Consider the following 12,526-nt stretch of genomic DNA (forward strand, 5'->3'; position numbering starts at 1 on the left):
CGAGTTTGAACGCCCCCATCCATTCGGATCAGCGGGCGCTGATTCGGAGGTTGAGATGCGAAAATCACGGGTTGCCGCGGCACTGGGTATGATATTGGCGACGGGGCTGGTGGTGTTTTGGGTGGGCGGGCCGGGAGGCGATGAACAGGCCGCCGCTCCGGCGCCGCCGATGGTGCTTGCAGCATCGGTGGTCGTGCAGGATCACGTGCCGCGTTCGACCTATACCGGGCGCTTGACGGCGGTCGAGACGGTCGACCTCAAGCCGCGCGTCTCGGGCTATATCGCCCATGTCAGCGTCCCCGAGGGGCAGATAGTCCGCCGCGGTCAGATCCTCTTTCGCCTCGATAGTGCGCCTTTCGCGGCGCGGCACGCCGCAGCACGCGCGGCGACGCGCGAAGCCGAAGCGCGGCTGGGACTCGCGGCGGCCGAGGATGTGCGGGCCCGCCGGCTCGTCGCCGAGGGTGTTGCCGGGCGTGAGCGGTCGGACGTAACCACCGCGACCCTGCGCGAGCGCGAAGCCCAGGTCGCATCGGCGCGCGCGGCGGAGCGACTGGCGGCGCTCGACCTTCGCTATGCCGGCGTCGAAGCACCCATCGCCGGCCGGGTCGGTCAGATACTCGTCACCCGGGGCAATCTGGTCGCCGGCGGTGAGGCTGCGACACCGCTCACGACCATCGTCTCGGTTGATCCGCTTTTTGTCGAATTCGATGTCGACGAAGCGACCTATCTTCGCTCGCTGGCCGATCGCCGCGGGCAAGGCGCCGGGGCCAAGGTCGACGTCCGCCTCGAAGACGGCAGCAAGCGGTCGGCGCGGCTGGATTTCATCGGCAACCGCCTCGACCGTGCGACGGGCACGATCCGCGCGCGTGCGATTTTGCCCAATCCGGGCGGCCGTCTGGCGCCGGGCCTGTTCGCCGAAGTCGATATCGCGACCGGCGATACACGGCCAGCCATTCTGGTCAGCGACCTCGCGATCGGCGTCGAACAGGGCAGACGCTTCGTCCTTGTTCTGGGTGCGAAGAACGTGACCGAATATCGTCCCGTGACACTGGGCCCGATCGTGGACGGCCTGCGCGTTGTGGAGAAAGGCTTGCGGCCCGGCGACCGCGTCATCGTCAAGGGGCTCGCCGGCCCCGGCATGGCGGTCAAGCCCAAGATCGTGCCGATGCCGCGCGGCAATGGCGTTCAGAAAGCTGGCGTGCAGCGGGAGGCGGCGCGATGAACTTCCCCCGCTTCTTCATCGACCGGCCGATCTTCGCGATCGTGCTGTCGGTGCTGCTGCTGATCGCGGGCCTGCTTGCGCTCCTCCGCCTGCCGCTCAGCGAATATCCGGCGGTGGCGCCCCCGACGGTGACCGTTGTCGCCGCCTATCCCGGCGCTTCGCCCGAGGTCATCGCCGAAACCGTCGCAAGCCCGATCGAGCAGGCGGTCAACGGCGTCGAGGGCATGCTCTATATGGCGAGCCAGGCCTCCACCGACGGCCGGATGACCCTCACGGTCACCTTCGCACAAGGGACCGATCCCGACATCGCGCAGGTTCAGGTTCAGAACCGGGTGTCGCGCGCGCTGCCGCGCTTGCCCGAGACGGTACAGCGGCTGGGCGTGACCACGCAAAAGGTTGCGCCCGATGCGCTGATGGTCGTGCATCTTCTCTCGCCATCGAAGCGTTATGACCCGCTCTACATCTCCAACTATGCGCTGCTCCAGGTTCGCGACGAAATCGCGCGCATTCCCGGTATCGCCGATGTGGTCGTCTGGGGCGCCGGCGAATATTCGATGCGCGTCTGGCTCGACCCGGCGCGGATCGCTTCGCGCGGCCTGACCGCGAGCGACATCGTCGCTGCGATCCGCGCACAGAATGTAGAGGTCGCCGCGGGCAGCGTCGGGCGCCAGCCCAGCCCCGCCGCCGCGCAGCAGGTCGCGCTCGACGTCAAAGGCCGCCTCGCGACCGAGGAGGAGTTCGCCGCGATCGTCGTCAAGACCGGCGCCGACGGCCAGCTCACCCGGCTGGGCGAGGTCGCCCGGATCGAAATGGGTGCCAACGACTACGCGCTGCGCTCGCTGCTCGACGGCGAGCCCGCGATCGCGCTCCAGATATTGCAAAGCCCGGGCGCCAACGCGCTCGACACGGCGGCACAGGTTCGGGCGACGATGGACCGGCTCTCGAACGGGTTCCCGGACGGGCTGGAGCATCGCATCGCCTATGATCCGACGATCTTCGTCGAGGCTTCGATCGCAAGCGTGATCGTCACGCTGCTCGAGGCGACGCTCCTCGTCGTTCTTGTCGTGATCCTCTTCCTTCAGACCTGGCGCGCGTCGATCATTCCGCTCGTCGCGGTGCCCGTCTCGTTGGTCGGGACATTGGCGGTGATGTATTTGTTCGGCTTTTCGCTGAACACGCTGTCGCTGTTCGGACTGGTGCTATCGATCGGCATCGTCGTCGATGACGCGATTGTCGTCGTCGAGAATGTCGAGCGCCACATCGGGCTTGGCGAAACGCCGCGCGAAGCCGCGCGCAAGGCGATGGCAGAGGTTACGGGGCCGATCATCGCGATCACCTCGGTCCTCGCCGCGGTCTTCATCCCCACTGCCTTTCTTGGCGGTTTGCAGGGCGAATTCTATCGCCAGTTCGCGCTTACCGTCGCCATCTCGACCATCCTGTCGGCGGTCAATTCGCTGACGCTGTCGCCCGCGCTCGCCGGGGTGCTGCTCAAAGGCCATGACGCGCCGCGCGACCGCATCCAGCGCGCGATCGACAAGGGCTTTGGCTGGCTGTTCCGGCCCTTCAATCGCGCCTTCGATCGCGGCTCGGTCGCCTATGTCGGCGGCGTGCGACGTGTCGTCCGGCGCGGCGCGGTCGCGGGATTCGTCTATGCCGGATTGCTCGGCCTGACCTGGTTCGCCTTTGACAAGCTGCCCGCCGGTTTCGTGCCTGCGCAGGACAAATATTATCTCGTCGGCATCGTCCAGCTCCCGAACGGCGCGTCGCTCGACCGCACCCAGGCGGTGGCCGAGCAGGTCTCGAAGATCGCGCTGGCGGAGCCCGGGGTCGAAAGTGTCGTCGCCTTTCCGGGCCTGTCGATCAACGGATTCGTCAACGTGCCGAACGCCGCCGTCATGTTCGTGATGCTCGATCCTTTTTCCGAGCGCACTTCGCCGGACATGGCGGCGGGAGCGATCGCCGGACGACTGCAGGGCAAATATGCCGCTGTCCCCGACGGTTTCGTCGGCGTTTTTCCGCCTCCTCCGGTTCCCGGTCTCGGCGCGACCGGCGGGTTCAAGATGCAGATCGAGGACCGCTCGGGCGCGGGTTATGAGGCGCTCGCTGCTGCCAGCGCCAAGGTGATGGCGGCTGCTGCCAAGGAGCCGGCGCTTGCCGGACTGATGACCAGCTATAATGTCGCCTCGCCCGAACTTTCGGTCGATGTCGACCGGGCCAAGGCGGCGGCTCAAGGCGTGGCGATGACCGATGTGTTCGACACAATGCAGGTCTATCTCGGCTCGCTCTATGTCAACGACTTCAACCGCTTCGGCCGCACCTATCAGGTTTATGCGCAGGCCGAAGCCGACGCGCGGGCGCAGCCTGATGCCGTCGGGCGGCTTCAGGTCCGCAACGCCCAGGGCGAGATGGTCCCGCTCGCGACGCTGGTCACGACCGCGCCCGGCGCGGGCCCGGATCGCATCATCCACTATAACGGCTTTCCATCGGCTGATATCAGCGGCGGTCCCGCGCCGGGCTTCAGCTCGGGGCAGGCGGTCGCGGCGATGGAACGGATCGCGCGCGCCGAACTGCCCGACGGCATGACCTTCGAGTGGACCGATCTGACCTATCAGGAAAAGACCGCGGGCAATGCCGCCCTCTACATCTTCCCGCTCGCCGTGCTCCTCGCCTTCCTGATCCTTGCGGCGCAGTATAACAGCTGGTCGCTGCCGCTGGCGGTCCTGCTCATCGTGCCGATGTGTCTCTTGAGCGCGCTCGTCGGGGTCTGGCTGACCGGCGGCGACATCAACATCTTCACTCAAATCGCCTTTGTCGTGCTGGTGGGACTGGCCGCGAAAAATGCGATCCTGATCGTCGAGTTCGCGCGCGCGCAGGAGGACGAAGGTCTCGATCCGCTTGCCGCAGCGCTCGAGGCCTGCCGGTTAAGACTTCGCCCGATCTTGATGACGTCGATCGCCTTCATCGCCGGCGCGGTCCCCCTGGCGATCGCCACAGGGGCGGGCGCCGAAATGCGGCAGGCCATGGGCATCGCGGTGTTCGCCGGCATGCTCGGGGTGACGCTCTTCGGCCTCTTCCTCACCCCGCTCTTCTACGTCGTGATCCGCAAGGCCGTTCTGCGGCGCGAGGCGCGGCGCCTTTCAAGCCCGGACACCAAGCCGCAGGAATTGACCCTATGACATCGATCGCCAAACTTTCACCCGCCGTCCTGCTCCTTGGCCTGGCCGGGTGCGCTACCGTCGGCTCCAACTATGTTCCCCCGCAGATCGAGGCACCCGGCGCCTATGCTGCGCAGCCGGTGGGCGTCGAAGATGCCGCTGTCGAAACCGCGTGGTGGAAACTGTTCGGCGACCCGGCGCTCGATGGTTTGATCGCCGAGGCGCTCGCGGCCAATCTCGACGCGCGGCTCGCCGTCGCACGGCTTGAGGAGGCGCGCGCACTCGCCGGCGTGTCGCGCGCGGCGCGGCTTCCTGGCGGCGGTGTTGATGCCTCCTATCAGCGCCGCCGTCCGGCCGATGCCGAGCGTCCGGTCGGTCAGCCACGCGAGGGCGATGTTTTGCGCCTCGGGGCAGAAGCCAGCTGGGAGATCGATCTGTTCGGCCGTATCCGCCGCGGGGTCGAAGCCGCCGAGGCCGACGTCGGTGGCGCCGAGGCACTGCTGCGCTCGGCCCGCGCGGCGGTTACGGCGGACGTCGCCAGCCATTATTTTGAATTGCGCGGAAGCGAGGCCGCGCTTGCGATCGCGCATCGCCAGATCGAAACCCAGCGGCGTTCGCTCGAAGTCACATATAAGCTGGAGCGCGCCGGCGCGGGCGCGCGTTTCGATGTCGTTCGCGCAGAGGCTGCGCTGTCCGCCGTCGAGGCGACGCTACCCGGGATCGAACAGCGCATCGGCACCGCGCGTCATGCGCTCGCCGTCCTGCTTGGCCAGACACCGCAAAGCTTCGCCGGTCCCGCCGCGACGACAACCGACCTGCCGCAGGTCACACAGATCGGCGTCGGCGCGCCCGCCGACCTGTTGCGGCGGCGGCCTGATATCGCCGCCGCCGAACGCGCGCTCGCCGCCGCCACCGCACGGCGCGGCGTCGCCGAGGCCGATCTATTCCCGACGGTGCGCCTGTCCGGGTTCATCGGGCTTCTCGCGGGCGGGTTCGAATCCTTGTTCAGCGGCGGTGCGCTTGCTTTCTCGGGCGGCCCCAGCCTCGATTGGGGGGTGTTCGATATGCCGCGGCTGCGCGCGCAGGTCCGTGTCGCCGATGCCCGCGTCGATGCGGCACTCATCGATTACCACCGGACCGTCCTGATCGCGCTTCGCGATGTCGAGGACGCGTTGACGACCTATGGTGCGGTCCGGACCAGCCTCGCGATGCGCGACCAGCAGGTCGGCGCCAGTCGCGAAGCGGCGCGAATGGCGTCGGTTCGCTTTCGCGAGGGCGAGGGTCAATATCTGGACGTTCTCGATGCCGAACGCAGCCTGTACGAAGCCGAAGCCACCCTCGTCGCGGCGCGCTCTGACCATCTCCTGTCGGTGGTCGAAATTCACCGCGCGCTCGGCGGCGGCTGGGAGGTGTGCGAAATGGAAAATGGTTCAGATTGCACCGGGTAACGCCGGATAATTGCCCGTTGGACCGTGCGAGAGATGTGGCAATGGCTTGCGAGCGGCGAGCGACAATCACCCCTGCCTGACATCGGCGACGATACCGCCCGTCATACGGATCAGATCCTTCGCGTTTGTGCGAAATGCATGAGTCGGCGAGCCGGCGGCCGCCCAAATGGAGTCGAGCGAGAGCAACGCGGCATCGATGATCGTGACCGGGTCGCAGTCATGGCCCAAGGGAGGAACGCCTCCAACGACGAAACCGGTTTGTTCCTGCACCCATGCGGCGTCCGCGGATTTGACCGCCCTTTCCGTCACCGCCGCGACCTTGCTGCGGTCGATCCGATGAGCGCCCGATGCGATCACCAGAACTACATCCTCGCCGGCGCGAAAGACGATCGACTTCGCTATCTGCGCGACAGAGCAGCCGACAGAAGCCGCCGCATCCTCGGCAGTCTGCGTTCCTGCCGGAAATTCAGCAATGCTGTCCGCATGCCCGGCAGCGCGCAGCGCTTGCCGCACCTTCTCGACCTTGTTCATGACTTTCCCTTCATTCTTCTCATCGAACCCGATCCTTGTCCTCGACTTTCCCTCGTCGGCAACGCCATGCGCGCTGCCTCGCAGCCACGCCATCATGCCCTTCTGTTCCGCCCCAAAGCGACGGAAAGCCCGAGAACGGAGAGTGAGACTGCAAGCACCACGGCAGGCGCGACAGCATGGTCGTAGTCCGCATTCACCAACGTAGTGAGCGTCGCGGCCGCCATGACCGAAGCTCCGAGCGCGGCGCCGAACGGCCGGGTGGCGGATCGCATCAACAAAATGCCGGCCGTCAGTTCCAGGACGGCCGTGACATAATGGAACCAGTCCGGATAGCCCCAAGCCGCATAGGCGGCAGCATATTCTTCGGAAATGAGGGCGTTGCCATAGGCTCCGAACAGGAAAAATGCCGCCAGCAGCCACGCCAATATCGTCGATAACAGGGGAAGAGCCTTATTCACTTTACTGACCTTTCGGAAAGGAGGGCGCTGTCGGTCGACCGCGCTTGCTGCCAGCCGCCGCCGAGCGCCTTGAACAGGTCGACCCGCGCCAGCGACAGTCGCCGCAGCGAAGCCGCATGGGAGGCTCGCGCGGCCAGCAAGTCGGACTGGGCGACCAGCACATCGAGCAATCCGATCGAACCGGCGCGATAGCGCCTGTCGGCAAGCTCGTAGGCTCGCTCCGATCGGTCCTGCGCCTCGCGCAGCGCGGCCAGCCGGCGCTGTTCGGTCGCTACGATGGCGAGGGCCTGTTCGACCTCCTTGAGCGCCGTGATGACCTTCCCGTCGAACGCGGCCAGCGATGCCGCGCCCTGCGCCTCCGCCTGGCGCAGCCGCGCGCGGGCGACCGACATGTTGGGGAACCGCCACGACAGCAGGGGACCAAGCGAGAAACTGAAGGAATCGCTTCCCCGCACCACGTCGTTGCGGAAGAAGGTGCCGGAACCGGCAAGGCTGATGACCGGATAGAGGTCGGCGGTCGCCACGCCGATCCTCGCTGTGTCTGCCGCAAGCTGCCGCTCGGCCTGCCTGAGATCGGGCCTTCGCCGCAGCAATGCCGCGCCGTCTCCGATGGGAATGGCGGCGGCAGTGGGTTCAGGCGGCACCGCGCAGCGCCGCGCGGTTTCGGGCACATTGCCCGGCGTCGTGCCCAACAGGGCCGCCAGTTCGAACAGGGCGACCTGCCGCTGTCCCTCGAACGCCGGCAGCGCTGCCCTCGCGGTCGCCTCCGCTGCTGCCGCCCGTTCCACGTCGAGCCGGCTTGCCGATCCGGCGCGCGCCTGCTCCGTCACCACGCGCCGGCTTTCCGTGCTGGTCTGCAACGACTGCCGCGCCACCGATAAAGCGTAAGCCGCCGCGCAGGCGTCCAGATAGGCGCGGGTCGTTTCCGCAGCGACGGTCACGCGCACGGCATCGCGGGCGGCTTCGACCGCTTCGGCATCGGCGCGGGCCGCCTCGACGGCGCGCCCGATCCGGCCGAACAGATCGGCTTCCCAGGAAAGCGCGACTCCGGCGTTCTGCGACCATTGCGCGTCATTGCCGACCGGCGCGTCGACCTGTGCGGAATCGCCATAGCTGACGCCGCCCGATACCTCGGTGGATGGCAGCCGTCCGGCGCGCGCCTCCCGAATGATCGCGCGCGCTCTGGCGAGATTGGCCGATGCGACGCGCAGGTCCGTGTTGGCCGCGAGGGCCTGCTCGATCAGGCTGTCGAGCGCCGGATCGCGGTAGAGCCGCCACCAATCGTCGGGCAGGTCGCCAGCCCGGTCGATGCCGTCGACCGTCGTGATGAACGGCCCTGCCGACGCAGCGGGGGGTCTGCGGGGGGCATAGGCAGGGCCGGCCGCGCAAGCCGAAGCGAGCAGCGGCAAGAGGATAAGAGAGAGCCGGGACTTACGCATTGGCCAGACCCCCTTCAGCCGGGTATTCGCCGGTTTCGGTCGGCTCCTTCGGGCGGTGATCGCCCGCCAGCAGGGAATAGACGGTGGGCAGCACGAACAGCGTGAACAGCGTTCCCACCAGCAGGCCCATGACGACGACGATGCCGATGGCAAAGCGGCTGTTCGCCCCGGCGCCCCCGGCGAACAGCAGCGGCACGAGGCCGGCGGCCATCGCTGCGGTAGTCATCAGGATCGGCCGCATCCGCACCGCCGCGGCATGGCGGATCGCGTCCACCCGGTCCCAGCTTTCATGCCGCTGCATCTCGTTGGCGAAGGACACCATCAGGATTCCGTGCTTGGAAATCAGCCCGATCAGCGTGACGAGCCCGATCTGGGTGTAGATGTTGAGCGTGGCATAGCCGAGATAGAGCGGCGCCAGCGCCCCGCATATCGCGAGCGGCACAGTGACGAGGATCACCAGCGGATCGCGGAAGCTCTCGAACTGCGCCGCCAGCACGAGGAAGATTACCACCAGCGCGAAGCCGAAGGAGACGGTCAGCCGGCTGCCTTCCTGCACATATTGCCGGCTGTTCGACAGCCAGTCGACGCTCGTGCCCGCAGGCAGCGGCTGGCTTTGCAGGAAGTCCACCGCCTGCCCCATGGTCACGCCCGGCAGCAGCACGGCGGACAGCGTAGCGCTGTTCATCTGGTTGAACTGCGGCAGCCGGTTGGGCTGCGGGCGTATTTCGACGCTGGCGATGGTGGCGAGCGGAACGAGGCTGCCCGACGCCGTCCTCACCTGGAACCGGCCGAGATCGTCGGGCGCGAGCCGGCGGCTCTGCGGAACCTGCGCGATCACGTCATAGGAACGGTCGTGCCAGTTGAACCGGTTCACATAATTCTCGCCGACGAGGATCGCCAGCGTGTCGGCGACTTCGGACATGCTGACGCCCATTTCGCCCGCTTTCGCGCGGTCGATGGTGATGTGCGCTTCGGGGCTGTCGAAGGCGAGGTCGCTGTCCACGAAGGCGAACAGTCCGCTGCCCCAGGCGGCGCCCTTGATGGTTTCGAGCGTCTGGTAGATTTGCGGAAAATCGTCCGCCGAGCGGATCACCATCTGAACCGGCAGGCCGCCGCTGCCCGCAGGCAAGGGACTGTCCTGAAAGGCGGTTGCATAGACGCCGGTCACCGCCGCCGTCCGCGCAGTAAGTTCGGCCTGAATGTCGTCCGCCGAACGATCCCGTTCCGCCCAGTCCTTGAGCACGACGCCGCCAAACCCGCCATTGGCGTTGTTGTCGCCGCCCGAACCGAACCAGCTGCTCCTGAACTCTGGCAGGGTCTGGAAGATGCGTTCGACTTCGTCGCTATAGCGCCGCGTGTAATCAAGGTTGGCATATTGCGGCGCCTTGGTCTGCACGAAGACATATCCCATGTCCTCCGGCGGGGCGAGTTCGCGCTGGGCGCCGGTGAACAGCAACACGATTGCGCCGAGCATGGCGACGCCCACGATCAGGACCGCCGCCCGCGCCGAGAGCGTTCGGTCCAGCAGGCGGAAATAGCCGGCGGTGAGGCGATGCATGCTGCGTTCGATGGCCCGGCTCAGCCGGCCTTCGCCCAGCTTAGAATGGAGCAGCTTTCCGCTCATCATCGGGGACAGGGTCAGCGCGACCACACCGGAGACGATGACTGAGCCTGCCAGCGTGAAGGCGAATTCGCGAAACAGCGCCCCCGTCAACCCGCCCATCAGCCCGATTGGGGCATAGACCGCCGCCAGCGTGATCGTCATCGCGATCACCGGCCCGACGATTTCGCGCGCGCCGACCAGGGCGGCGTCGAACGGCTTCAGCCCCTCCTCGATATGCCGGTGGATGTTTTCGACCACGACGATGGCGTCGTCGACCACCAGCCCGATGGCGAGGACCATCGCCAGCAATGTCAGCAGGTTGAAGGAGAAACCGAACGCCACCATCAGCGCCGCCGTGCCCAGCAGCGACAGCGGAATGGTGACGATGGGGATGATGACGGCGCGTAGCGAGCCGAGGAACAGGAAGATCACCACAACCACGATCAGCACTGCTTCGACCAGCGTGTGCTCGACCTCGTCGATCGAGGCGTTGACGAAGTGGGCGACGTCGAAATCATTGGCAACCTCCACCCCCGGCGGGGCGACGCGCTGGATTTCTGGCAGCAGGGCCTTCACTGCCGCGACGATTTCCAGCGGATTCCCGTCCGGTGTCGGCGAAATGGCGATGGACACGCCGGGGCGGCCCGAGGCTTGCGCGGCGGCGTCGTAATTCTGGCCGCCTAGCTCTACGGTCGCGATATCGCCCAGCCGCACGACGCCGCTGTTGCCGGTCTTCACGACCATGCGGCGAAAGGATTCCACATCCCGCAAGTCGGTGCCGGCGGTGATGTTGATGGCGGTATTCTCGCCCTTCAGCTTGCCGGGGGACGCCTGCACATTGTTGGCGCGCAAGGCGGCCGCGATATCGCCTGCGGTCAGGCCGCGCGCGGCGAGCTTCACCGGATCGACCCACACGCGCATCGCCAGCGGGGCGCCGCCGCTGATCTGGGCGGATGCCACGCCGGGGACCGAGGTCAGCAACGGCTGGGCAACCCGCGTCGCGAAGTCGACCAGCTGCGGCGGCGGCAGATCGTCGCTGATGAAGGAAATATACTGGATCGCCGATGCGCCATCGGTCATCTTGGTGATGACGGGATCGGTAACGCCCTCTGGCAGACGGAACTTCACCTCCTGAACATTGGCAAGGATTTCCGTCATCGCCCGGTCCGCGTCGGCATTGAGCACCAGCTTCGCGCTGATCCGGCTGCTGCCTTGCATCGATGTCGAGGTGATATACTCGATGCCGCTGGCGGTCGCGATGGCCTGCGCGATGGGCGTGGTGACGAAACCCTGCATCACATCCTGCGTCGCGCCGGGAAACGCCGTGTCGATCGTGATCGTCGCGCTTTCCATCCGGGGATATTGCCGGACCGGAAGGCTGAACGTCGCACTGACGCCCACCAGCAGGATCAGCAGGCTGACCACGATCGCGAGGATGGGGCGGCGGATAAAGATGTCTGTGAACGCCATATCAGCGGCCTCCAGCCCGTGCGGGGGCGGTCACGGTCACGTCCGCGCCGGGCTGGATGCGAAGCTGCCCTTCCGTCACCACGACATCGCCGGGCTTCAGGCCCCGTTCGATCACTATGTCATTGCCGATTCGTCGCCCGGTGCGGACCGGAACGAACTCCGCCTTTCCGCCTTTCCGGGCATCCTTGCCGCGAATGACGATCACGCTGTCGCCCTGCGCCGATGTCTGGATAGCCGTCGCCGGAACGACGAGCGCACTTGTTTGGGGCGGCAGCACCAGCGAGGCGGTGACATACATGCCGGGGCGAAGCACCCGGTCGGGGTTGGGCAGGATCGCCTGTACGGCAATGTTGCGCGTGTCCTCGCCGATCCGGGGTTCGACCGCGTTCACGCGCGCGGTGAATGTCCGCTGCGGATAGGCATCGCTGGCAACCGTGACCGTGGCGCCCGGCTTGATCATCCCGAGGTTCTGCTGCGGCAGCGCGAATTCGACATAAAGTCGCGACAGGTCGGTCAGCGTGGCGATCGGATCGCCGGGATTGAGATACTGGCCGGGATTGATGCGGCGGATGCCGATCTGCCCGGCGAACGGCGCCCGCACCTGTTTCTGGATCAGCCGCGCATCAAGCTGACGCACCGCCGCAAGCGCCTGATCCCGTTCTGCGCGGCGCTCTTCAAGCTGTTCGCGCGGTTCCGCGCCGCTCGGTGCAAGCTCTTCCGAGCGCACAACTTGCATGCGCGCGAAGGCAGCCCTTGCCCGCGCCGCGTCCCGGTCCGCCCGTTCCGGCCCGTCGAAAAGCTGAACAAGCAAGGCCCCGGCCCCGACCTCTGCGCCCGAATCAAACCGGATTGCCGAAACGCGACCGGCAACTTCGGCTGACAATTCGACTTCGCGCACGGCCCTGAGAGTGCCGATCGCTTCCAGGGACAGGGGAACGTTCCTTGGCTCCAGTTGCATGGCGGCCACGGGCAGCGGCGCTTGATGCCACTCCTGCGCCTGTCCCGCCTTGAGCATGCGCCAGACGAACAAGCCTCCCAGCACAAGGGCAAGGGCGAAGACCGTTGCAAGGATGGTGCGAAGGTGTGGGAGGCGCGCTTTCGTGCGCTCGATCAAGCTCATGTCGGCTCCGGTTTATGTCCGCGAGTTCGGACGGAATGGATGCTTGCGGAACAAGCCGACCTGCCTCATACAACCTCAAC

At 66.6% G+C, this 12,526-nt stretch carries 8 protein-coding genes; 3 read left to right on the forward strand and 5 right to left on the reverse strand.

The window, feature by feature from the left end; translation table 11 throughout:
- The first annotated feature begins 55 nt into the window (after positions 1–55).
- From ACIPPQ_RS06375 to ACIPPQ_RS06385, 3 genes are read left to right on the forward strand one after another with little or no spacing between them, the layout of a single operon-like run.
- Positions 56–1,222 (forward strand): efflux RND transporter periplasmic adaptor subunit, encoded by a 1,167-nt coding sequence (locus ACIPPQ_RS06375; protein WP_015456755.1) that lies wholly within the window; start codon positions 56–58, stop codon positions 1,220–1,222.
- Entirely contained in the window at positions 1,219–4,398 is a 3,180-nt protein-coding gene (locus tag ACIPPQ_RS06380; RefSeq protein WP_015456754.1) for an efflux RND transporter permease subunit, read from the forward strand. The genes ACIPPQ_RS06375 and ACIPPQ_RS06380 overlap by 4 nt, the downstream gene beginning before the upstream one ends.
- Positions 4,395–5,825: an efflux transporter outer membrane subunit gene (locus ACIPPQ_RS06385; protein WP_015456753.1), complete on the forward strand. Its 1,431-nt coding sequence runs from the start codon at positions 4,395–4,397 to the stop codon at positions 5,823–5,825. Before ACIPPQ_RS06380 ends, ACIPPQ_RS06385 begins: the two co-directional genes overlap by 4 nt.
- A 66-nt stretch (positions 5,826–5,891) precedes the next feature.
- On the opposite strand, the gene ACIPPQ_RS06390 is transcribed toward ACIPPQ_RS06385, so the two are convergent.
- The 5 genes from ACIPPQ_RS06390 to ACIPPQ_RS06410 are packed head-to-tail and all read right to left on the reverse strand — an operon-like array spanning position 5,892 to position 12,446.
- Positions 5,892–6,452: a YbaK/EbsC family protein gene (locus tag ACIPPQ_RS06390; RefSeq protein WP_228383711.1), complete on the reverse strand. Its 561-nt coding sequence runs from the start codon at positions 6,450–6,452 to the stop codon at positions 5,892–5,894.
- Positions 6,449–6,814, reverse strand: a complete 366-nt coding sequence (locus tag ACIPPQ_RS06395) for a DoxX family protein (RefSeq protein WP_039578005.1) — start codon at positions 6,812–6,814, stop codon at positions 6,449–6,451. The genes ACIPPQ_RS06390 and ACIPPQ_RS06395 overlap by 4 nt, the downstream gene beginning before the upstream one ends.
- Positions 6,811–8,253: an efflux transporter outer membrane subunit gene (locus ACIPPQ_RS06400; RefSeq protein WP_446543306.1), complete on the reverse strand. Its 1,443-nt coding sequence runs from the start codon at positions 8,251–8,253 to the stop codon at positions 6,811–6,813. Before ACIPPQ_RS06400 ends, ACIPPQ_RS06395 begins: the two co-directional genes overlap by 4 nt.
- On the reverse strand, positions 8,246–11,326 hold the full coding sequence (locus ACIPPQ_RS06405) for an efflux RND transporter permease subunit (protein WP_446543307.1): 3,081 nt from the start codon (positions 11,324–11,326) through the stop codon (positions 8,246–8,248). Before ACIPPQ_RS06405 ends, ACIPPQ_RS06400 begins: the two co-directional genes overlap by 8 nt.
- Position 11,327: 1 nt before the next feature.
- On the reverse strand, positions 11,328–12,446 hold the full coding sequence (locus tag ACIPPQ_RS06410; protein ID WP_446543308.1) for an efflux RND transporter periplasmic adaptor subunit: 1,119 nt from the start codon (positions 12,444–12,446) through the stop codon (positions 11,328–11,330).
- Between the last annotated feature and the right edge of the window lie 80 nt (positions 12,447–12,526).

The sequence above is a fragment of the Sphingopyxis sp. LARHCG72 genome, assembly GCF_052871675.1.